The sequence below is a fragment of the Pseudomonas sp. ACM7 genome (assembly GCF_004136015.1).
Classification (GTDB): Bacteria; Pseudomonadota; Gammaproteobacteria; order Pseudomonadales; family Pseudomonadaceae; genus Aquipseudomonas; species Aquipseudomonas frigoris.
In genome coordinates this window covers 5,530,370-5,553,557 of record NZ_CP024866.1, presented here as the reverse complement: position 1 = coordinate 5,553,557, position 23,188 = coordinate 5,530,370, and the positions used below count along the sequence as shown (strand labels likewise).

Here is a 23,188-nt window from a genome sequence, read left to right as displayed (position 1 = left end):
CTGGACGAGAACGCAGAACGTCACCTGAATCAAGCATTATCAGCCACCAACATAACGGTAGTCAGCATCGGCCACCGTGAAAGCCTCGCTGCGTACCAGCGGTGATTGTCGGTAGGTCGAACATCGTCGGCAAGCCAATGGCGAATTTGCTTCTGCAGGAAAACTGCACCGTCACAATTGTTCACTCGCGCACGCGAGATCTAATCGCCGAATGTCGTCAGGCTGACATCCTGGTGGTGGCGATTGGCCGGGCTGAATTTATCGATGCAAGCGCGATAAAGCCAGGCGCAGTGGTCATCGACGTAGGTATCAACAGAATCGAAAAGAACGGAGTATCGGTGCTGGTGGGTGACGTAGATTTCAACTCTGCGAAGGACGTCGCAGCGGCCATGACTCCAGTCCCGGGCGGCGTGGGTCCAATGACCGTTGCTTGTTTGATGAGAAATACGCTGACAGCGGCAGAGGCGATTGAGAGTAATACTGCTGCTCGGTACTGAAACCGACCCTCGCGTCACCTTCGGCGGCGTGAAGAAAAGCGGTTTTGGCCGAGAGCTGTCGCATTTCGGGGTGCGCGAATTCTGTAACGCACAAACGGTGTGGCTGGATCGGCGCTGATTGCATCGACGATGCCTGGAAGTGTTGGCTCCAAGATATGTCTCGAGCTACCTCCCGGACTCAAATAAGCTCTGCGGTTTTTTTGCCTGCCATCCGGTTTCGGGCTAACCAGACTACGTGACAGTCATAGCTCGAATGGCCGAAATGGATAAAGCCACAGTGCTGATGCGCAATTTTTACTACAACCATGACCTTCGGGATTCAAACGCTCCGGCTCAATCGAAGATCGAGGAGTGGGCGCAAGGCTTCATTCTCAAGGCCGAATCGGGTTACACCGAAGGCCTGGTGGGATTCGGTCTGGACATGTATACCGGTCTCGGGATCGTCTCGTACTGAATCTCCCGTCGGTAAAAATCCAAGCGCTCCTTTGGCGATCCGAACATCCTGGCATTGTGCTCGCTGAGTGCGGTGTCACTTATCTGGGAAGTCAAAATTCTCGGCAAGGCGGCTCATCCTGATCAAATATGTGAAGCTGCGGCTTACCACCCATCCCAATCCGCGAATTGAACTGGATCTCCCACATCAGCGTTGATCATTCACTAACTGGCTCAGTAGATGCTCGGCGGTCTGTTCAATGTCCAGACCATCGACTCCCGCTGCCCCCTTGTTGGCCTTGACTCGCTTCCACGCCCGTTTCAGGTTTTCTCTCGCAAAGGCCCGATCCAGCAGCCCTTGCCCTGCGTTGTCGGATTCATCTTGCGGGCGATTGACCTCGTCGCTGACGGGACTTCTCACGGCTTCACCGCTCGCAGTCTCCATCCCGCGTTTGGCAGGCATCTGACTTCCGGTCTTTCGCATCAACATGGCCTATAACGCTTTCTCTCGTTCAGCCCTTCGTCAAAAAAAAAGACTACTACGGCCTCTGCTGACTTCTCGCTCCGGCTGGCACCGTCGCCCTTTCAGGCATAAGGCGAGATCTCCCCAGGTAAGAACGCAATCCTTCACCACACAACCGCCGGATTTACACAGCCTGACCCTTGACCACAAGAGCTTCGCGGTTTTGTGCCCGCTCGCCCTGATCCTGCCGCGCCTTTTATCCGGTTCTTGTACATCGGCTCATGGCTTCGATTCACGCTTCCTCCCCACATTCGGTCACCCTCATGCAGTTGCGCTTCACTTCGTTCGCTGTGATCAGCTTACGGCGGGACTTTCACCCACAAGATTGCGCCCATGCTGGGCGCACACAAAAAGCCCGACTCAATGGTCGGGCTCTGATTCTTATCGCCTGTCGTCAGATAGTGGCGTTTCTTCATCCGCCTCTGGCAGATCCCTGTCAGCTGGAGCCTTCCAATCCTCTGGACGCTCCTCCTTTACATTGTCCGGGCGTTCCAGAGGATCGAATTTGCCGCGATCTTTAGGATCCAGCGTCGGCTCATCTGTACCTGGCTCAGGATTGGAAGGGACAGTACCTTGCACCGTCTTGTCTTGGAAACTCAAATCGGTAGACATACGCACCTCACAACAGAGGTCCAGATTTTCCGGGCCGTACAGATTTGAAGTTGGCGCCTAGGCAGCGTGCATTCGAGTAGACGAGCGGCGCAAATGAAAAACCCGGCGCACTGGCCGGGTTCAGATATTCGTGTGCGTGATGCGTGAATTGCACATCATGGAAAAAGCACGCATAAATCCCCGTCATATCAATATATTTATGCCGCGTTTTATTATTTTTCCGCGCGACTCACCTGCCAAACAGGTTGCACCGCTCACCTGGGCCTTGTACGACTGAAGCGCCAGAGTGACCAGGTAATGCGCCTTCACTCGCTTCGCTGCGTTCAGATCGGGCAGCTCTGCTTTCGACGCTACGATAACCAAGTCGGCAAACAAGACCCGACGCCTGACGGCGCAATGCATCGACCCGAGCGCGGAGCTGAACGAGCCACGCGAAGAAGTTCGTCAACTCGAAAGTGCTGCCGAAACGTCCGAAGACGATGCTGAGGATCTGCGCGAGGGAATGGCCGAGGCTTGCGTGTGGATCAAACGCGCAATTGGACCCGGAAGACCGGGAGGTTCACTGAATGCGCGACCTCCTGGATCCTCTGCAAGAGAATCTGGCACTGGGACTACCTTGATTATTTGAGGTGATCTAAAACCGCGTCGCTTGTGCCCTCGGCCTGTTCCCGTTCGGATGGAACGACTCTGGCGCCCTCTCGATTGAGCTCAGCAGAAAAGGTCAAGCCTTGCACTGCGACGGTGTGACGCTAACTTCAGTTATGTCGCAAACCAGGTGACATCACCTTCCGGCCAACCGTGGACGCAGCTATGCTCGTTAGCATACAGACTTTGGCCAGCCTCCTTTGGCAGACTCGAAGCCTGCCATCGTTGTGTGATGCAAGGTGCTCGTGACACAGCTATCAGGTCAAGAGCAGCGTCGGGAGCACTGCCACCCTCATCACGCCATTCGTCGAGAGAGTGTCATGCAAGGAAACATGGACAGTCATTGGACCAATGTACTCTTCCAGTTCTGGCGTCTGCCTGCCATTTACTATCGCCAGTGGAGCGAATCACGTAGGAAATTCGAGTACGAACCACTGCTTCGCTCGGAGTTGTTCAGCGCCGAACAGATGGCCAGCCATGGAACTCTACTGGCTCAACAGCACCATATTAGTGGCCGCACGGCGAAAGACTCTCTGCTGGCGCGCCTAGCCGACAACGAGGCGACGCTAGCCAGTAGCTGCAAGGCGCTCACTGCTGCACCGTTGTCCGCCCGGCGTGCAACACCGGCAGCGGAATGGTTGCTGGACAACTATTACCTGGTCGAAGAGCAAATCCGCACCACCAAGTCTCACCTACCCCGAGGCTACAGCCGTGAGTTGCCGCAATTGGCCGATGGCCCGTCGGCCGGATTGCCACGGGTCTACGACATCGCTCTGGAGACCATTTCACATGGCGACGGCAGGGTCGATGAGGAGAGTCTGAGCCGTTTTGTAGTGTTCTATCAGACGATCACACCACTGACTCTCGGCGAGTTGTGGGCGATTCCGATCATGCTGCGCCTGGCCCTGATCGAGAATCTGAGGCGAGTAGCCTCGCGCGTCATGGCTAACTGGGATGACCGCAACCTGGCCAATGACTGGGCCGATCACTTGATCGAAACCGCCGAACGCGATGCCAAAAGCGTGGTCCTGACAGTGGCTGACATGGCGCGCTCGGGGCCACCGATGACCTCATCATTCGTCGCTGAATTGGCGCGACGGCTACAAGGGCAAAGTGCCGCGCTGATACTGCCATTGGCCTGGATCGAGCAGATGCTCAGCGAGTCAGGACTCAATATCGAGCGACTGGTGCAGGTGGATGCCCAGCAGCAAGCCGCCGATCAGGTGTCCATCGGCAACAGCATCGCCAGCTTGCGTCTGCTGTCGGCCACCGACTGGCGGGAGTTCGTCGAGCATCTGAGCCACGTCGAGCACGTGTTGCGCACAGACCCGGCAGGGATCTATGCGCGGATGGATTTCGCCACCCGCGATCACTATCGGCATGTGGTCGAACGCATGGCGAAGAACTGTGACCAGACTGAAGAAAACGTCGCGCGAGCGGCCATCGCGCTGGCCGATGCGCGGGTAAGACCACCGCCCGAGGGCGATGTGGCCGGACATGTGGGTTACTACCTGGTGGGCCCTGGACTCAATGAGCTCGAGCATCGAATCGCCGCTCGGGTGCCCTTGGGCGAGCAATGGGCACGCCTGCTGCTTCGCGCACCGCTGACCTTCTACCTGGGTCTGGTGCTGATCCTGTCAACATTGTTCGCTTGGCCTTTCCTTGAGGCCGTTTATCGCGACGCAAGGTCTGGATACCTGCTGGTATTGCTCGCGATACCCACGCTGCTGATGTCCAGCCGCCTGGCCATCGGGCTGGTCAATTGGCTGATCACTCTCACCATGCCCCCCTGCATTCTTCCCCGACTGGACTACAGCCAGGGTATCCCGGTGCAAGCGCGCACGTTGGTGGTCATTCCCGCGCTGATAGCCCATTGCGTAGATGTCGAAGAGTTGGTCGAAGGCCTGGAAGTACGCTTCCTGGCCAATCGGGATGCCAATTTGCACTTCGCCCTGCTCACCGATTTCATGGATGCCCCCACCCAGGAGCTGGAGCAGGATGCGAGTCTGCTGTTGCTGGCACGGCGGCTGATAGAAGCGTTAAATCAGAAATACCCCGCCCCAGACAACGACCGATTTTTCCTGTTGCACCGACCACGACGCTGGAACGAGGCAGAGCAGACCTGGATGGGCTATGAGCGCAAACGCGGCAAGCTCGCCGAGCTCAATGCCCTGCTGCGAGGCCGTGGCCAGGAGTACTTTTCACTGATCGTTGGCGATATCCAGACACTGACTCCCGTTCGTTACGTGATCACCCTCGACACTGATACCCAACTACCGCGTGATGTTGCACAGCAATGCATCGGCGCGATGGAGCACCCGCTAAACCACCCCGTGTTCGATCCGCATCAGGGCCATATCAGCAGCGGTTATGCGATTTTGCAACCGCGAGTGGGTATCAGTCTGCCGAGTACTGCACGCTCTTCCTATGCCCGGCTGTTCGGGAGCGATGCAGGCGTCGATCCCTACACCCGCGCTGTTTCGGACGTCTATCAGGATCTTTTCCAGCTCGGTTCATTCATTGGCAAAGGGATCTACGCCGTGGATGCTTTCGAGCACGCCCTGGAAGGCTGTTTCCCGGAGAACCGCATCCTTAGCCATGACCTGATCGAGGGTTGTTATGCCCGCTCGGGATTACTCAGCGACGTGCAACTGTTCGAAGAATACCCCTCCCGTTACAGCACCGACGTCAAGCGCCGGCATCGCTGGATTCGCGGGGACTGGCAATTGCTGCCATGGGTCATGCCCTGGACGCCCAAGGCAGGTGGAGGGTTGGAACGCAATCGCCTTTGCGCCGTGGCTCGGTGGAAAATTTTTGACAATCTCCGGCGTAGTCTGGAGCCGACCGCTTTCCTGACAATGTTGCTGTGGGGCTGGCTTGGAGCAATGGAGCCGCGTTCGTGGACCTTCGCGGTGCTTATCCTGGTACTGATCCAACCGCTGTCGAGCGCCTTGCAGGAGCTCATGCACAAAACCGTCGACGTTCCGATCGAGCAGCATTTGACAGCGGCCCTGGGCACCTCCAGCCAACACTTTACGCGGGCGATCCTTCCTTTGGTTTGGCTGCCGTTCGAAGCCTTATACAGCCTGGATGCAATCGGCCGTACGCTGTGGCGCATGCTGATCAGCAAGCGTCGTCTGTTGCAGTGGAACCCTTCACGGGAAGTGGAACGCAGCGACAGCAACAAGCTATCTGAGCTGTACCGCACAATGTGGATAGCCCCATTGCTGACGACGGTCCTTTTTGTACTGTTACTACCCACTCCGAATGTGCTCGCCTTGGCCGGACCATTTTTGGTGCTGTGGCTGACGAGCCCGGCCGTCGCTTGGTGGCTCAGCCGGCCTTCCCCCCGGGCGAAATTCAATCCTTCAGCGCAGGAGCTGCGCTTCCTGCGATGTCTGGCGCGAAAAACCTGGGCATTCTTCGATCAATACGTCGGTCCGGCCGACAATTGGTTACCCCCTGACAACATCCAGGAGCAGCCCCACCCAGCCATTGCACACCGTACATCGCCGACCAATATGGGTATGGCGCTGCTGTCCCACCTGGCCGCGCACGACTTTGGCTACCTGAGTAGTGGACGGTTGCTCGAGCGCCTCGATCAGTCCTTGTCCAGCATGGCCGGCCTGGAGAGCTACCGTCGGCACTTCTACAACTGGTATGACACCTTGACGCTCAAGCCCTTGCCACCGCTCTACGTATCGACGGTAGATAGCGGGAATCTGGCAGGACTGCTACTGACCTTGCGCCCTGGGCTGTTGGACCTGATTGATGCGCCCCTGTTTGATCTACGGGTGGTCAACGGACTTATCGACACCCTGGATGTGCTGCAAGACACCCTCCTCGCCGCGGGGCTGGACGACCACGACGTACGAACCCTGCAAGACGAAGCGCTCGTGGCGCAGGCCCGGGTTGTTTCGAGCCCTGACGACGCCTCCGAGACCCTCCTGACCTTGCTGGAGCGCATGAGTGCACCCACTGCCCTCAGCGACTTGGCGACGATCGGCGAGGCCGCCTTCTGGCTCGAGGCGCTGCGTGCACAATGTCAGGATCTGCAGGCCGAACTGCTGAGCTTCAGGCTGCCGCCCGCCATTGACAAGGCCGAGCCGTTGGCACTCAGCTGGCGCCAGTTGGCGCAACTCGATGTCGCTCGCTGGTTGCCGGCTCAGCAGGCTCAAGTGACGTCCGTGCAGCGCCTGGCTGTACAGCGCATTGCCTCGGTCACCCGCCTGGCCAATCTGGTCGACACCATGGCGAACATGGACTTCACCTTTCTCTATGATTCCCAGCGCGATCTTTTCGCCATTGGCTATAACGCCAGCGAGCACAAGCTGGATACGGGTTATTACGACTTGCTGGCCTCGGAGGCGCGACTGACCAACTATGTGGTTATCGCTCAAGGCCAGTTACCTCAAGAAGGCTGGTTTAGCCTTGGAAGGCTGCTCACCAGCAGCGGCGGCATACCCGTGCTGCTGTCATGGACAGGCTCGATGTTCGAGTACCTGATGCCCATGCTGGTAATGCCCAACTATGAAGGTACCCTGCTCGACCAGACCTGCCGCGCAGCGGTCGCCTTGCAGATAGAGTACGGCAATCACTTGGGCATTCCCTGGGGGGTTTCCGAGTCGGGTTACAACATTCAGGATGCTCATTTCAACTACCAATATCGCGCATTCGGTGTACCAGGCCTGGGTCTCAAGCGAGGCCTTGGCGAAGACACCGTTGTCGCCCCCTATGCCAGCGCCCTGGCGCTGATGGTGGCCCCCGAGGCCTCGTGCCGGAACCTGCAGCGACTTGCCGCGCTGGGCCTGGCCGGGCGCTACGGTCTGTATGAAGCCGTGGACTTTACAGAGGCGCGCTTGCAACGCGGACAGCGTTGCGCAGTCGTCTATTCCTTCATGGCACACCATCAGGGCATGAGCCTGCTGGCGCTGACTTGCCTGCTACTCGACCGGCCAATGCAGCGACGTTTCGAATCCGACCCGCAATTCCAGGCGACCGCCCTGCTGTTGCAGGAGCGTGTGCCGAAGACCGCCGCACAGTACCTGCATGCCTCGAACGCGCCGGTTGTGGACCATGCATCACGAGTACGTGAAACCAAGCTGCGGGTCTTTGCCGACCCTGACCGCAAACGCCCTGCGGTGCAGTTGCTCTCCAACGGCCGCTACCATGTGATGGTCAGCAGTGCAGGCGCAGGTTACAGCCGCAGCAACGAAATTGCTGTTACCCGCTGGCATGAAGACTTCACCTGCGACAACTGGGGTATGTTCTGCTACCTGCGCGATGTTGCAAGCGGCACTTTCTGGTCCGCCGCGCACCAACCGACATTGCGCCATCCGGAAAGCTACGAAGCCATCTTCACTGATGCCCGTGCCGAATTCCGTGTACGTGAGCAAGACTTCGACACCCATACCGAAATCGTCGTATCACCGGAAGACGACATCGAGTTGCGCCGCTTGCACATCACCAACCGCGCGCGAACGCGCCGCAGTATTGAACTCACCAGCTACACCGAGGTAGTGCTGGCTTCGGCCATCAGCGATGCGATGCACCCGGCCTTCAGCAATCTGTTCGTGCAGACCGAGCTGTTGCGCCCGCTGCAGGCAATCATCTGCACCCGTCGGCCGCGCTCCAGCCAGGAAACAGTGCCCTGGATGTGTCATTTGCTGGCAGCGCACGGTGTAGATGTCGATGCGATCTCCTACGAGACCGACCGTGCGCGCTTTATCGGTCGTGGGCGCAGTGTCGTGGCCCCGGCGGCAATGGACGATGAGGTCGAACAATTATCAGGAACCGCCGGCCCGGTACTTGATCCGATTGTATCGATACGTTGTCGCATCACCCTGGCCCCCGGTCAGACGGCGACCATCGACTTGGTGACCGGCCTTGCCGACAGCCGTGACAACTGCCTGCACCTGATCAACAAGTACCGCGACCGTCATCTGGCCGATCGCGTCTTTGACTTGGCCTGGACCCATAGCCAGGTGCTGCTGCGCCAGCTCAACGCTTCACTGAGCGACGCACGTCTGTTCGAGCAGATGGCCGCGTCGATCATCTACGCCAGCGCTGCATTACGGGCCGAGAGCAGCGTGCTGGTGGCCAACCGGCGTAACCAGTCCAGCCTCTGGGGCCAGGCGATATCGGGCGACTTGCCCATCGTGCTGCTGCAGATCAACGATCTGGCTAACATCGAGTTTGTGCAGCAGATGGTCAAAGCTCATGCCTATTGGCGTCAGAAGGGCCTGTCGGTAGATCTGGTGATCTGGAACGAGGATCAGGCCGGCTATCGCCAGCAACTGCATGACCTGATTATGGGACTGGTGACCTCGGGCAGTGAAGCGAGCCTGGTCGACCGTCCTGGCGGGATTTTTGTGCGGCAGGCACAACAGTTGTCGGGCGAGGACCGGACACTGATGCTATCGGTGGCCCGCCTGGTACTCAATGACAGCCACGGCAGCCTGGCCGATCAGGTCCATCGGCGCCGCGCGGACCCTCTGCTCCCCAGGCTCGAACCGAGTCTTGTGCGAGTGGAGCAACCACCTGTGGCCGGTGCCACACAAACCGACGCTGCCTTGATATTGAACAATCCCTACGGTGGCTTCAGCCCGGACGGTAACGAATATGTAGTGATCCTGCGCCCAGGCCAACCCACACCAGCGCCTTGGGTCAATGTGCTGGCCAATGCGCAATTCGGCACGGTGATTTCCGAAAGTGGCGGTGCTTACACCTGGAGCGAGAATGCTCACGAATATCGTCTCACCCCTTGGCATAGCGACCCGATCTCTGACCCCAGCGGTGAGGCGTTGTACCTGCGCGACGAAGATACCGGCCACTTCTGGTCGCCAACCCCACAACCCTGCCCAGGTAGTGGCCTTTACCGTACTCGCCACGGTTTCGGCTACAGCGTATTCGAGTATGAAGAGGACGGCATCCATACCGAGTTGTGGGTCTATGTGGCGCTGGATGCACCGATCAAATTCTCGCGCCTGAAAATTCGCAATACCAGCGGCCGGCCGCGGCGTTTGTCGGCAACGTGCTACGTGGAGTGGGTACTGGGGGATTTGCGCGGCAAGTCGGCCATGCATGTGGTCACGGAGGTGGACCCATTCAGTGGCGCGCTGTTCGCGCGCAACGCCTTTTCGATCGAGTTCTCCGGGCGCGTCGCCTTTCTCGACACGGATTCGACGGGGCGCAGTTTTAGCGGTGACCGTGCCGAATTTCTTGGCCGCAATGGGAACCTGCAAGCGCCGGCAGCCCTGACTCGTGCTCGGCTGTCTGGACGCTGCGGTGGTGGCTTCGATCCCTGCGCAGCGATGCAGGTCGCACTGGATCTGGCGGACGGCGAAAGCCAGGACGTGGTGTTCCGCCTCGGCGCCGAACAGGACGCCAAATCAGCCACCCGCCTGGTGCAGAAATACCGCGGTGCCAAGGCCTCGGCGGGCGAACTGGACGCTGTGCGTCTGCATTGGCGCACGACCTTGGGGGCCATACAAATTCAGACTCCCGATCCAGCCATCGATGTGCTGGTCAACGGCTGGCTGATGTATCAGGTCATCGCGTGCCGCTTCTGCGCGCGCAGTGGTTATTACCAATCCGGCGGAGCCATTGGCTTTCGTGATCAATTGCAGGACAGCATGGCAATGATCCATGCCGACCCGGCTGCCGCGCGCCGCCACCTGCTGCTCTGCGCCGCGCATCAGTACCCCGAAGGCGACGTACAACACTGGTGGCATCCACCGCAAAGTCGGGGTGTGCGAACGGGCTGTTCCGACGACTTTCTTTGGTTGCCCCTGGCAACCAGCCGCTACGTGTACATCACCGGTGATCGTAGCGTACTGAGCGAAGTGGTGGGTTATATCGAGGGACGCGCACTCACTGCTGGTGAAGAGTCCTACTACGATCTGCCCGGCACTTCACAACTCCAGGAAAGCCTCTACCAACATTGCGTTCGCGCCATTGAGCATGGCCTCAAGCGCGGTTCCCATGGGCTGCCGTTGATGGGGTGCGGAGACTGGAATGACGGAATGAATCGGGTCGGAGAGCAAGGCCTTGGTGAGAGCGTATGGCTTGGCTTCTTCGGCTACGAGGTGCTGCTGCAATTCTCCAGTACTGCGCAGCTGGAAGGCGACAGGGTCTTCGCCCAGCGTTGTACTGAGCAGGCGGCGACTTTGCGTGTGAGCCTGGAAGATCAGGCTTGGGATGGCGCCTGGTACCGCCGCGCTTACTTCGACGACGGCCAGGTATTGGGCTCTGCGGGTAACGAGGAATGTCGTATCGACTCCATAGCGCAAAGCTGGTCGGTGCTCTCCGGGGCCGCGTCGCAGGTACGGCGCAGAACGGCCATGGACTCACTGGATCTGCACTTGGTCCGGCGCGATACCGGCGTGGTGTTGTTACTGGATCCGCCGTTCGACAAGGGTGCACTGGATCCCGGTTACATCAAAGGCTACGTACCCGGCGTACGCGAGAATGGAGGCCAATACACTCACGCTGCCGTTTGGGCAAGTATGGCCTTCGCCCGTCTTGGCGACAGCGACAAGGCATGGGAGCTGCTGCGTATGATCAATCCCGTCAGCCGTCGCAGCGCTGCACAAATCGAAACGTACAAGGTTGAGCCTTACGTGATGGCCGCCGACGTCTACGGGGTTGCACCCCACACTGGACGCGGCGGCTGGACCTGGTACACCGGCTCCGCTGGCTGGATGTATCGCCTGATCGTCGAATCACTACTGGGACTGACACGCTGCGCCAACTCGCTGCACATTGAACCGGTGCTGCCAGCCGATTGGCCGGGTTTCACCCTCCATTACTGGTTCGGTGCAACCCTCTACCACATAGAGGTGCGCCAAAACGAAGACGCAACACGCACACTCAGCCTGGATGGCACGCTACTCACCGATGCGACGCTAGGACTGCTGGACGATGGGATCGAACACCGTATTGTGGCGACTTTCCCGAAATCTACGGTGGTTAATGAGGGGCACGTCACATCAACTTCTTAACGACTGTTGTAACAGGGGCTCTGAGCGATAGCGCACAGAGTGCCTGTTTGGATTAGGCCGGAGGGAGAAAGTACTCATTCTCTGAACGGTAGCGTGGATGCAGTCAATCACGAGCGGCACGAACCTTCCCGCTAAAGACTTTAAAGCCATAGGTGTTGTATATCAGCGTCACCGGTATCAGTACGGCGAAACCAACCAAAATGAAAATCTGGCTGGTCGGACTGGAGGCGACGGCTTGCAGCGTCAGATTCGGCGGGATAATCAGCGGATAAAGCGCTGCGATGACCAATGCGAAGGCCAAAACGAAGACTCCCAATGCAGCGAACAGCGGCAGATATTCCCGGCGGCTTCGAAATCCCAAGACGAAGCCGATTAACAGTGCAATGAGCATTGTTGAGGCCGGCAGCCAGAGAAGAGGATCTAAAAGCCGATGTGCATATCGAGTGTCCAGTGTCGTTGTCCAGGTAACCAACACGGCCAATAGCCCTAAGGTTACGATTGCCAGCGCCCTCGCCTGACGACCTGATCGTTGCTGAAGTTCTTCTTCAGTACGCCAATAAAGCCAGCAGGCGCCCAGCCACGTGTAGCCCACCACGAGCACTGCGCCACAGTACAGCGGAAACATACCCAGCCACTCCCAGCCGTTACCACTGTACTGCCTACCATCATTAGATATGCCTTGAACAAGCGAACCCAAGACCAGCCCCTGGCATCCACCGGCGAGCAGTGAACCGCCCAACAGCAAGCCGTCGACGGCGCGCTTGATCCCGTCACTGGGCGCGTAGTCACGAAATTCCAGCGCTACCGCTCGAAGAATCAATGCCAAAAACATCATAATAAACGGCAGATAAAGCGCCGGCAGCAGGATGGCATAGGCCAGCGGAAATAACGCCAGCAGGCCGCCGCCTCCTAGCACGAGCCAAGTTTCATTAGCATCCCAAATCGGCAGGATTGTCACTGCCATGACACGGCGATGTTTACTACATCGGGTAAGGCCCAGCAGTACGCCGACGCCAAGATCAGTGCCGTCCAACAGCACATAGTTCAACACCGAAAACGCCAGGGCTGCAGCGGATAGTAGTGTTATCCAGTCGTTGTCTAACATGGATTCATGCCCTCAGGACTCACCCGTCTCGTCGGCCAAGGTTGGCTGCGGCCCGGCCTCGTCCTTGTGAGGTGGCTCGCGCAGAATTCGCAGCAGCACCCAGAGCCCAACACCGAATATCAGCAGGTAAAACGACAAGATGAACCATGTTGAACTAATCACCTGCTGCCGAGAAACCGATGACAGACTGTCAGCCGTGCGCAGCAGACCATAGACGGTGAAGGGTTGGCGGCCAACCTCGGTCACTACCCAGCCACTCAGCATCGCCAAAAATCCAGCCGGGGCCATCAGCACACACCCTCGGAGCATCCAAGGCGCCGTGTACAACCGTTGTCGCCATCGCAATACCAAACCGGTCAGGCCCTGCCCCAGCATCAACAGACCCAGACCGACCATGAAACGAAAAGCGAAGAACACCACTGGAACAGGTGGTATGTCCTGAGGCGGGAACTCGTCCAGTGCAGCGATGGTGCCACTCAGGTCATGCCGCAGGTACAGCGAAGCTATGCGCGGAATCGCCACTTCCCAATGGTTGCGTCGCTCATTCATGTCGGGAAGAGCGAACAAGCGTAATGGTTCGCCCGCACCATCAGCCGGGCGAGTCCAGGAGCCTTCGATGGCGGCGACCTTCTGCGGCTGAACTTTGAGGCTGTGTTGACCATGAAGGTCTCCCACCACCATTTGCACAGGTGTGATCAAGACAATCGCCCACAGCACCATGGAGTATGCAAGCCGTGCTCGCAGATTCTCAGGCACACGCAACAGCTGCCAAGCGCTGATACCGGCCACCAGCGTGGCGGTGCCGAGCAACGCGGCCAACGTCATATGCACAAGCCGATAAGGGAACGACGGATTGAAGATGATCGCCCACCAATCCTCGGCAATGAACCGTCCATCTGTGCCAATGGAGTAACCGGCGGGTGTTTGCATCCAGGAATTGGCCGACAGGATCCAGAATGCGCTGATTAACGATCCAAGCGCTACGGCACAGGTGGCGAAGAAATGCAGACGACGGCCTACCTTCTTCAATCCAAATAACATGATGCCAAGGAAGCCAGCCTCCAGAAAAAAAGCGGCAAGCACTTCGTAGAACATCAATGGGCCGAGGATATCTCCTGCCTGAGTCGAAAGCCGCGACCAATTGAGCCCGAATTGGTACTCCAATATAAGACCCGAGGCAGTGCCCACCGCCACGTTGAGGGCAAACACCTTCAGCCAGTAAAGGTAGACGTCCAGATAGACCTTTCGCCCACGCCACAGCCAAAGCGCTTCGAGTACCATCAGAAAGTTGGCCAAACCAATGGTGAAGGCCGCCAACACGATATGAAAGCTGATGGTGATCGCGAATTGGGCCCGCGCGGCCATCAGCGCCGAATCAATTGCGTCCATGCCGTCCACTCACCGTTAGCCAACGCATGCAGGAATGAGCTGTTGGCAGCACCAAGCGAAGGTTACGCGGATAGCTAAATGTGTTAGCGAGAATAGGCATGGCACGTGTCCGATGCAGTATTTGTCGGTTGACTCTCCTCAGTGCCAATGATTCCGAAAGTCAAAGCTCGAACAGAATATTCCTCCCTGGACAATCGGAATTGAGCGGCAGCTATCGGCCCAGAGTGTGTAAAAACGATCATGGGCCTCATTTTCTTGGGGCATCGACGTTCGTTGGCTGAGCGATCGCACGATCAATACCATGGGTTGCATCGGTAGCAACCTGGAGCACGTCAACGCTGTTTTACAGCCTCTGGATGGGCCAAAACCAGCCTTCTTTACGCCGACAGCGCCTTCATCAAACCGTTAGCGCCGATGATTTTCATGACCCGTTTCAAGTTGTAGGCGAGCACATTCAAGCTCATCTCGGCGCTTACCCCCGTTAAGCTTTCGGGTCAGGAAGTGCGTCGCACCCTTCCATTGCATGAGCGTCCCGAAAGGATGCTCAACAGTCCGTTTTCGGATCCGCATCATCCACGGCGCGTTGCTCAGCCTGTTCTGCATTTCCTCCAATACGGTTTCATGCTCCCAGCGCCGAACTCGCCGTTGCTTGCTCGGTGTGCACTTCGATTTCAGCGCTCATCCCTGACAATAAGAACTCCAGTAACGGTGCAACTTCAGGCCTGTCGCCACCATGAAAATCGCATCATGCAGCTGATCGAAAAAGTTGAATCCGGGTTAAGAATCGAAGACCTGGTTAATGCAGAGCAATTGCAGGCGGATAACTTAAAATTCAGCGTGGTGCTTCATAAGTGCGAGTGAAGCTACTTCGCGCGCACATGCTCCAACACCACTTCCAACGGATGACGCAGCTGCCTGTCGGCCAAGCGCTTCACTTGACTCCGACAGGAGTAGCCCGTGGCCAGCGCCTCACCCTGTTTATCCAGCTTGCCGGCCCATGACTGCTCGAAAATGGTCCGCGAGGTGTCCTGGTTTCGGGCTTCGTGGCCGTAGGTGCCAGACATGCCGCAGCAGCCGGTCGCCTCCGTCACCAGCTTGAGCCCAAGCCGGGCAAACATGGTTTCCCATTGCGCAGTACTGGCTGGGACATTGGTCTTCTCGGTGCAGTGCGCCAACAAACGGAATGTCTCGGTCGCGGTGTGCGGGTTTTCAGGCAACGCATCGAAGAGCCATTCCTGAGGTAGCAGGACCTTCGGGCAATCGTTGAGCCCTGGTACTTTCTGATATTCCTGGCGGTAGACCAGCGTCATCGCCGGGTCCAGGCCCACCAGCGGCACTCCACAGGCGGCGAGCGCCTTGAGCTGATTGCCGTTGCGGATCGCCGCCTTGGCGAAAGCGCCGAGGAAGCCCTGCACGTGCAAAGGCTTGCCGTTGGCACTATAGGGCGCCAGAAACACCCGGTAGCCCAACTGATGCGCCAACTGGATAAAGCTCGCCAGCAACGGCGTTTCGAAGTAACGGGTGAAGGCGTCCTGCACCAACACCACGCTCCGCTCACGTTGTGCAGCGGTCAGTTCGCGCAGGGCTGGCACGCTGGCGACAGCGACCTTGCAGCGGGTCAACGTGGCCTGCAAGTCATGGCGGTGGATCAGCGGACTGTCGAGCATGCCGACCTGTTGCTCCAGCAGGCGGCTCACCCATTTCGAGCCCATCACCGCGTTGTACAGGCCCGGCGCGTAGGCCATGTAAGGAATGGTGAACTCCAGCAAGCCGATCAAATAGTCACGGAGCGGGCGTTGATAGCGACCGTGGTACAGCTCGAGAAAACGAGATCGGAATTCCGGGACGTTGACCTTGACCGGGCATTGTCCCGCACAGGATTTACAGGCCAGGCAGCCCGCCATCGCATCGTAGACCTCATGGGAGAAATCCGCCTCACCGCTCGAGCGCGCCAGGTTATTGCGCAACCGCGTCGGCAATCCGCTCAACCACGACAACTTGCCCCGGGCCGCTTGCAACACATCGATATTGGCCGCGCCTTGCAGACGCAACCATTCGCGAATCAACGACGCCCTGCCCTTCGGCGAATGCTGGCGTTCACGGGTGGCTTTCCACGACGGGCACATCGCATCGTTGGGGTCGTCGTTGTAGCAAGCGCCGTTACCGTTGCAGTGCATGGCGGTGCCGAAGCTTTGCCAGACGCGCTCGTCGATCTGCCGATCCAGATCACCGCGCAACGTCACTTAGTTGACTTTGAGCAAGCCTTGGGCGGGCCGCGATGGAACTGTCACTGACCCAAAGCGCCGTGAGCCGGCAAGTCCAGGCGCTGGAACAGCAACTGGGCCTGACGCTATTCCGCCGTGAAGGCCGGCAAGTGCAACTGACCGATGTCGGTCGTCTTTATCAGCGGGAAATGAGCGAAGCGCTCGGACGCATCCGCAGCGCCACATTGCAGGCCATGGCTTATCAATCCGGCAGCGGCACGTTGCGCCTGGCCACTTTCCCCTCCCCCACTGACCGGTTGAATCCACAGTCTAAAAGCGGTCACTCGAGCAACCTCCTGACATACCGCTTTTCCTGAACAAGAGGATTTACTGGGAATCACTGGCGCGCCAAAGCATGCCGGCCATTTTTACCACCGCAATTTTATTTTTTGATGGACACAATCGTGGCTTTGCCGCCCTCAAGCCGGAAGGAAAACGACACTCGGTCTCCAGCCGTCAGCCCTGTCAGCTGATCTTCCGTCACGGAAAAGGCCATGGTCATCGGCGGCCATTGCACAGCTGGAACAGCGCCGTGAGAGACGGTCACCGTATGCTTCGTAGTATCGATAGCCTTGATCGTTCCGTCGGCGGTGGCGACTGGAGCCTGCGTTGTTTCCTGCTTCATCTGCATGCCCTCCATTCCGCCCATTTTCATGCCTGGCATATCCTCTGCATGGGCCGATAGAGACGCCGTGAATACGGTGCTTGCAACTGCAATCAGGGTCAGTTTCATACGACTTTTCCTTGAGGGGTGATGGGTTCAACTGAGAGGTGCCGGCGACGCATCAGGCGATAGGCCGCCGGAATGACAAACAGGGAAAGCAAGGGCGCCGTGACCATGCCGCCGACCATGGGTGCAGCAATTCGGCTCATCACCTCGCTGCCGGTCCCGCTGCCCAGCAAGATGGGTAACAAGCCAGCAATGATGACGGCCACGGTCATGGCCTTGGGTCGAACACGCTGCACGGCGCCTTCACGAATCGCCGCAACCAGACCGCGCTCTGTGCTGTCGCCGAGGTCTTCACGTTCGGCCCAGGCGTTCTTCAGGTAGAGCAGCATGATCACGCCAAACTCGGCGGAAACACCGGCCAAGGCGATAAAACCGACCCCGGTGGCGACTGACAGGTTGAACCCCAACAGATAGAGGAACCATGCCCCGCCAGTAAGGGCGAACGGCAGAGTGGCCATGATCAGCAAGGCCTCATCGAAGCGGGCGAAAGTCAGGTAGAGCAACACGAAGATGATGACCAGCGTGGCAGGCACCACCAGTTTGAGTCGTGCGTTGGCCCTTTCGAGAAACTCGAACTGCCCTGAGTAACTCAGGCTCATGCCGGGCTGTAACTTGACCTGCTCGCTGACGACCCGGCGCAGATCGGCGACTACCGAGGCAATGTCCCGGCCACGCACATCGATGTACACCCAACCAGAAGGCCGTGCATTCTCGCTCTTGAGCATCGGCGGACCGTCGCTGACCTTGACCTTCGCCACTGTGCCGAGGGTGATCTGGTTCCCTAGCGGGGTATAGATCGGCAATTGCTCCAAGGCACCGAGCGAGTCACGCCACTCCCGTGGGTAACGCACGTTGATCGGGAAGCGTGCAAGCCCTTCAATGGTTTCGCCGACGTTTTCACCGCCGATAGCGCCGGCCACGATGGACTGCACATCGGCGATATTCAGTCCGTAGCGAGCGGCCGCCTTACGGTCAATATCCACATCGATATAACGGCCACCGGTCAGTCGCTCGGCCAGAGCCGAACTGACACCGGGTACGCCCTTGGCCACACGCTCGACGGCCTGAGTCGCGGCATCGATCTCCGATAGGTTGGTGCCGGCAACTTTCACTCCGATGGGACTCTTGATCCCAGTGGCCAGCATGTCGATACGGTTGCGAATCGGTGGTATCCAGATATTCGTCAGCCCAGGGACTCGTACCACTCGATCCAGTTCTTCCACCAACTTTTCCTGGGTCATGCCTGGACGCCATTGCTCATGTGGTTTGAACTGGATGGTGGTCTCGAACATTTCCAGCGGTGCCGGGTCGGTGGCGGTTTCAGCGCGCCCCGCTTTGCCGAAGACGTGTTCGACTTCAGGCACCGTCTTGATCAGGCGGTCGGTCTGTTGCAGCAACTGCGCCGCTTTCTGCGCCGACAATCCCGGCAAAGCTGAAGGCATGTAGAGCAGGTCACCCTCGTCCAGCGGCGGAAGAAACTCACCACCCAAGCGAGACATTGGCCATAGCGCACTGACAAAAACCAATAGCGCCACCAGCAGCGTGATCTTTGGTCGACGCAAGACTGCGTCCAGCGCTGGCTGATAGATCCGAATCAACCACCGGTTCAACGGGTTCTGTTGTTCACTGGGAATTCGTCCTCGAATCCAGTAGCCCATCAGCACCGGCACCAAGGTCACTGACAATCCCGCCGCTGCGGCCATGGCGTAGGTCTTGGTGAAAGCCAAAGGGCCGAACAGCCGTCCTTCCTGAGCTTCCAGGGTGAACACCGGAATAAACGACAGAGTGATGATCAACAAACAGAAGAACAGCGCCGGGCCTACCTCTGCCGCCGCTTCGGTCATTACATGCCAATGACGTTCACCCTTCAGTTCTTCCCCCGGATTGGCCGCGTGCCATGCCTCAATCTTCTTGTGGGCGTTCTCGATCATCACCACGGCGGCATCGACCATGGCGCCGATGGCGATAGCTATCCCGCCCAAGGACATGATGTTGGCGTTGATGCCCTGGTAGCGCATGACGATGAAGGCAATCAGCACCCCCACCGGCAGCGAAATGATCGCCACCAGGGATGAGCGCAGGTGCCAGAGGAAGACCCCACAGACCAGCGCGACGACGATGAACTCTTCGATCAGCTTGTGGCTGAGATTTTCCACAGCGCGGTCGATCAGCTTGCTACGGTCGTAGGTGGTGACAATTTCCACCCCGGCCGGCAGACTGCTTTTCAGTTCGTCGAGTTTGGTCTTGACCGCCGCAATGGTCTCGCGAGCATTCTTGCCGCTGCGCAAAATCACCACGCCGCCGACGGTCTCGCCTTCTCCGTCGAGCTCAGTAATGCCACGCCGCATTTCCGGTCCCAACTGAATCGTGGCGACATCGCCAAGGGTCACCGGCACACCACCCGAACCCAACTTGAGCGGGATCGCCCGAAAGTCATTGAGCGTCTTCAAGTAGCCGGAAGCACGCACAATAAACTCGGTCTCTGCCATCTCCAGCACCGCGCCACCAGTTTCCTGGTTGGCCTTGCCGATAGCGTCGGTCACCTCAGCCTGAGTGATACCGAGGCTGGCCAGTTTGAGCGGATCAAGTTGCACTTGGTACTGCTTGATCATGCCCCCCACGGTGGCCACCTCCGCAACGTTGGGCAGGGTCTTGAGTTCGAACTTGAGGAACCAGTCCTGAAGTGCGCGAAGCTGTGCCAGATCATGCCCGCCACTGCGATCCACTAGCGCGTACTGATAGATCCAACCCACCCCCGTCGCATCTGGTCCCAACGCCGGCTTGGCGCTGGCAGGCAACCGATTTTGTATTTGGCTCAGATACTCCAACACCCGCGAGCGAGCCCAGTACAAGTCAGTGCCGTCTTCGAACAGCACGTAAACGAAGCTGTCGCCGAAGAAGGAATAACCACGCACCGTCTTGGCGCCCGGTACTGAGAGCATGGTAGTGGCCAACGGATAGGTCACCTGGTTCTCGACAATCTGCGGCGCTTGTCCAGGAAAAGGGGTGCGGATGATCACCTGAACATCCGAGAGATCTGGCAGTGCATCGATGGGCGTGCTCTGCACCGACCAAATACCCCAAGCCGTGACGAACAGCGTCGCCAGTAACACCAGGAATCGGTTGGCCACTGACCAACGAATCAGGGCGGCAATCATGGCTGGCTCCCCGATTTATCCAGGCGCTCAACACGCAAGCCATCATCGGTCTGGCTCACCGCGACCCGGACCTTGTCGCCCGCTTTGAGGCCCTGTATCAGAGCCGGGTTGGCGAGTGGAAAAGTCATCGTCATGCCAGGCATTCCCAGCGTCTTGAAAGGGCCATGGGCGAGCGTGACTTCTTTGTCGTTGATCTCAACGATCTGTCCATCTGCTTCATGAAAGCTTGAGGCTGCTGCGCTGGGTGGTGACTCTTCCTCCGAGCTGGCAACGATGCCCTTAAGACTGGCTTCTGAGTCGAGCAGGAACTGGCCAGACGTAACCACCTTCTGGCCTTCTTCCAGGCCTTTCAATATCGCCGTCTTGCCATCACTTTCCTGCCCGAGTTGCACTTCAACAGGGCGGTAGCGACCGGCGTCTTCGGCGAGCATCACCAAGGCACGTCGGCCCGTGCGAATCACCGCCTCGCTCGGCACCCACAACACACTCTTCTCGGTCGAACGATTCAGGCGTACCTGCGCCGTCAAACCCGGTCTGAGGCGTCCGTCAGGATTGGGTAACTCGACACGTACTCGAAGAGTGCGGCTGTCCGGGTTGGTCTCGGGCAAAATCGCGCTGACCTTGCCGTTGAGTATTGTCCCTGGGAAAGCTGGCAGACGCGCTTCGACTGCCTGTCCCACGGTGATCGATCCGGCATCCGATTCTGGTACGGCCACCGCTAGCCAGACACTACTCAAGCCATTGACGCGTGCCAGGGTGTCGCCGGTCGCCACGGTCATACCCGCGCGTACGTTCAACTCTTGCAGCACACCACCAATAGGGCTGGTGAGCGTCAGGTACGGCTGAACCTTACCGCCACGCTCTACCTGAGTAATCAGTGCTGCCGGCATCCCCGTGAGCCGTAGACGCTGGCGGGCCGCAGCCAACAGGTCAGCATCACCGCTGCGCTTCAGGGCAAGGAACTCTGTCTGGGCAGCGGCCCACTCAGGCACCAGGATATCCGCCAACGCCGCGTTGGCTTTGAGCACATCACCAGGAGCATGGGCATAAACCCGCTCCACAAAGCCGACTGTGCGAGCCTGAATCACAGCAATATCACGTTCGTTGAATCCCAACACACCTGTCACATCGAGGCTGGAGTCAAAGATTCCACGGGTGACTGCTGCAAAACGCAGACCGAGATTCTGGGTGAGGCTTGGATCGATGGTGACGGTCGCACGGTCCGCTGCGCCACTGGCGTACTGCGGGACCAGTTGCATGTCCATGAAGGGGGACTTACCCGGCTTATCGAACTTTTGCTGGGGGTACATGGGGTCGTACCAATACAGAGCCTTGCGTTCGTCCGATGAATTGAGGCCCTTCTCCTGGGTGGTACTGGGTATTCCGCTCATGCGCTGGTGAGCGAACCAGTAACCACCGGCAACACCCAATGCCATCGAGATACCTACCAGCAATGCCCCGTTCCATTTTTTAAGGATCATTGGCTGGACTCCCCATAAGCAAAATACAGACGCGCACTGGTCAGCGCTCGCTGCTCTTCCACGTCGATCTGTTTGAGGCGGGCTTCGATGAGTTCACGTCGGGCGGCAACAACGGCGTTCAAATCGCCTTTGCCGGACCGATAACTGGCCATGCTGAGCTCGACCTTTTCCTTGGCCAGCGGCAACAGGCTTTCCTGGTTTCGGCGCACGGCACGATTCAGGCGTTCATAGTCAGCCAGCTCGTTTTCCAGTTGCTGAGTGTGCTCGCGTGACAGGGCTTCGCGCTCGGCCTCAAGCTGACTGAGTTCAGCCTGTTTGGCTGCGATTTTGGGGTTTTGGCGCGAGTCAGGAAACAGCGGTAGATCCCAGGAAAATTGCACGCTGACCATATCGCCAAACTCACGGCCACGGCGCTGGTAATCCAGTTCCCAGCTCCAGTCCGACTGCTTCTCCGACACGGCTTCACGAACCTTGGCTTGCGCTTCACGGGTCATCGGCGCAAACGCTGCCAACTCGGGATGGTGTTGCAGTTTATGAGAGTAGCTTGAGGTATCGACGGGCCACTCCGGCAAGCTGCCCACAGGCTTGTCGTTGGCGGCTGAGCCAATCCAGCGTTTGAGGGCTGCTCGGGCCTGCGCTCTCTGGAGAATCAGATCATCCTGTTGCTCCGCCAGTTGAGCCGCTTCTTGCTTGGGCGTCACCGCATCGGCGGGTTGAGCGCGGCCACCGGCAATCTGGGCCCGGACAGTATCGGTCAACAGGTGGTTTTCTTTGTAGAAGTCCTGGAACAGCGCATCTTTACGCTCAACCGAGTAGCTGCTGATCCAGGCCAACGCCGTGGACTGACGAACCTTCAGGCGTTCGACTCGACGCTCCGCAGCGGCGCGATCAACGGCCGCATCGGCGACCTCAATGCGCGCTTTGCGCTTGTCGCTGTTGGGCATCTCTTGCCTGACCCCGACCATTTGCATGGTCATGAAGTCCTGGTCGATGCTCCAGCGATCCGGACCGCCAATGGGGTAGTTCTGCACACCCAGCAGCAGTTTGGGGTCAGGTAGCTCACCGGCTGGAATAGCCGCGCTGCTGGCAGCCTGAATTTTGGCGTCTTGTGCGGTCAGCGACGGTGCATTGTTTTCGGCCAGCCGCAACGCTTCATCGAGTGTCAATGCGGCAGCGAAGCTCGGCAATGCCAATACGCTTGCCGCCAGACCGGCCACGAGGGACCAGCCTGTGCAATAGCACTTGGAGTTCATGTTTACGATTCCTGTGATCATCCACTGCGCGCGGCAAAAGACACGCACGCAGCTAGTCCATCCCACTAATGCGGAATGAGGCTCAATGTGGGACAGG

8 protein-coding genes and 7 pseudogenes are annotated in these 23,188 nt (G+C 58.5%); 5 read left to right on the top strand and 10 right to left on the bottom strand.

Annotated features, from left to right (window positions below; genetic code table 11):
• Positions 1–98 precede the first annotated feature (98 nt).
• The 3 pseudogenes from CUN63_RS26480 to CUN63_RS26470 form a co-directional block, all read left to right on the top strand.
• Positions 99–497, top strand: a pseudogene (locus CUN63_RS26480) (bifunctional methylenetetrahydrofolate dehydrogenase/methenyltetrahydrofolate cyclohydrolase); the annotation flags it as partial.
• Between the two features lies 1 nt (position 498).
• A pseudogene (locus tag CUN63_RS32585) lies at positions 499–615 on the top strand (aldehyde dehydrogenase family protein); the annotation flags it as partial.
• Positions 616–765: 150 nt separating this feature from the next.
• A pseudogene (locus tag CUN63_RS26470) lies at positions 766–939 on the top strand (OprD family outer membrane porin); the annotation flags it as partial.
• A gap of 219 nt (positions 940–1,158) precedes the next feature.
• Here the strand turns inward: CUN63_RS26470 and CUN63_RS26465 are convergent.
• Together CUN63_RS26465 and CUN63_RS26455 are read right to left on the bottom strand one after the other, a co-directional pair.
• Positions 1,159–1,374 (bottom strand): annotated as a pseudogene (locus tag CUN63_RS26465) (group II intron reverse transcriptase/maturase); the annotation flags it as partial.
• A gap of 459 nt (positions 1,375–1,833) precedes the next feature.
• Positions 1,834–2,064 carry a hypothetical protein gene (locus CUN63_RS26455; protein WP_129443771.1) on the bottom strand — a complete coding sequence of 77 codons (231 nt, stop codon included), beginning with the start codon at positions 2,062–2,064 and terminating at the stop codon, positions 1,834–1,836.
• Between the two features lie 977 nt (positions 2,065–3,041).
• On the opposite strand from CUN63_RS26455, the gene CUN63_RS26450 reads away from it, so the two are divergent.
• Positions 3,042–11,711: a GH36-type glycosyl hydrolase domain-containing protein gene (locus CUN63_RS26450; protein WP_129445165.1), complete on the top strand. Its 8,670-nt coding sequence runs from the start codon at positions 3,042–3,044 to the stop codon at positions 11,709–11,711.
• Positions 11,712–11,814: 103 nt separating this feature from the next.
• Here CUN63_RS26450 and cydB read toward each other — a convergent pair whose 3' ends face one another.
• From cydB to CUN63_RS26430, 4 genes and pseudogenes are all read right to left on the bottom strand, one after another.
• Positions 11,815–12,816 carry a cytochrome d ubiquinol oxidase subunit II gene (gene cydB, locus CUN63_RS26445; RefSeq protein ID WP_129443769.1) on the bottom strand — a complete coding sequence of 334 codons (1,002 nt, stop codon included), beginning with the start codon at positions 12,814–12,816 and terminating at the stop codon, positions 11,815–11,817.
• Positions 12,817–12,828: 12 nt separating this feature from the next.
• The gene (locus tag CUN63_RS26440) at positions 12,829–14,205 is read right to left on the bottom strand and encodes a cytochrome ubiquinol oxidase subunit I (RefSeq protein ID WP_129443767.1); all 1,377 of its coding nucleotides are present in this window, start codon (positions 14,203–14,205) and stop codon (positions 12,829–12,831) included.
• A 377-nt stretch (positions 14,206–14,582) separates the two neighbouring features.
• Positions 14,583–14,937, bottom strand: a pseudogene (locus CUN63_RS26435) (transposase); the annotation flags it as partial.
• Positions 14,938–15,068: 131 nt separating this feature from the next.
• Positions 15,069–16,481 (bottom strand): annotated as a pseudogene (locus CUN63_RS26430) ((Fe-S)-binding protein); the annotation flags it as partial.
• 2 nt (positions 16,482–16,483) lie between these two features.
• On the opposite strand from CUN63_RS26430, the pseudogene CUN63_RS26425 reads away from it, so the two are divergent.
• Positions 16,484–16,714: pseudogene (locus CUN63_RS26425) on the top strand (LysR family transcriptional regulator); the annotation flags it as partial.
• Between the two features lie 137 nt (positions 16,715–16,851).
• Here CUN63_RS26425 and CUN63_RS26420 read toward each other — a convergent pair.
• The 4 genes from CUN63_RS26420 to CUN63_RS26405 are packed head-to-tail and all read right to left on the bottom strand — an operon-like array spanning position 16,852 to position 23,091.
• Positions 16,852–17,202, bottom strand: coding sequence for a copper-binding protein (locus CUN63_RS26420; RefSeq protein ID WP_129443765.1), 351 nt, complete (start codon positions 17,200–17,202; stop codon positions 16,852–16,854).
• Entirely contained in the window at positions 17,199–20,357 is a 3,159-nt protein-coding gene (locus tag CUN63_RS26415; protein WP_129443763.1) for an efflux RND transporter permease subunit, read from the bottom strand. The genes CUN63_RS26420 and CUN63_RS26415 overlap by 4 nt, the downstream gene beginning before the upstream one ends.
• The gene (locus CUN63_RS26410) at positions 20,354–21,838 is read right to left on the bottom strand and encodes an efflux RND transporter periplasmic adaptor subunit (protein ID WP_129443761.1); all 1,485 of its coding nucleotides are present in this window, start codon (positions 21,836–21,838) and stop codon (positions 20,354–20,356) included. Before CUN63_RS26410 ends, CUN63_RS26415 begins: the two co-directional genes overlap by 4 nt.
• Positions 21,835–23,091, bottom strand: coding sequence for a TolC family protein (locus CUN63_RS26405; RefSeq protein ID WP_129443759.1), 1,257 nt, complete (start codon positions 23,089–23,091; stop codon positions 21,835–21,837). The genes CUN63_RS26410 and CUN63_RS26405 overlap by 4 nt, the downstream gene beginning before the upstream one ends.
• Between the last annotated feature and the right edge of the window lie 97 nt (positions 23,092–23,188).

Bases quoted from the DNA above. Each gene is read 5' to 3' on its own strand.
- cydB (WP_129443769.1), bottom strand. From the start codon at position 12,816: ATGTTAGACAACGACTGGATAACACTACTATCCGCTGCAGCCCTGGCG.
- CUN63_RS26420 (WP_129443765.1), bottom strand. From the start codon at position 17,202: ATGAAACTGACCCTGATTGCAGTTGCAAGCACCGTATTCACGGCGTCT.
- CUN63_RS26455 (WP_129443771.1), bottom strand. From the start codon at position 2,064: ATGTCTACCGATTTGAGTTTCCAAGACAAGACGGTGCAAGGTACTGTC.
- CUN63_RS26405 (WP_129443759.1), bottom strand. From the start codon at position 23,091: ATGAACTCCAAGTGCTATTGCACAGGCTGGTCCCTCGTGGCCGGTCTG.
- CUN63_RS26410 (WP_129443761.1), bottom strand. From the start codon at position 21,838: ATGATCCTTAAAAAATGGAACGGGGCATTGCTGGTAGGTATCTCGATG.
- CUN63_RS26415 (WP_129443763.1), bottom strand. From the start codon at position 20,357: ATGATTGCCGCCCTGATTCGTTGGTCAGTGGCCAACCGATTCCTGGTG.
- CUN63_RS26450 (WP_129445165.1), top strand. From the start codon at position 3,042: ATGGACAGTCATTGGACCAATGTACTCTTCCAGTTCTGGCGTCTGCCT.
- CUN63_RS26440 (WP_129443767.1), bottom strand. From the start codon at position 14,205: ATGGACGCAATTGATTCGGCGCTGATGGCCGCGCGGGCCCAATTCGCG.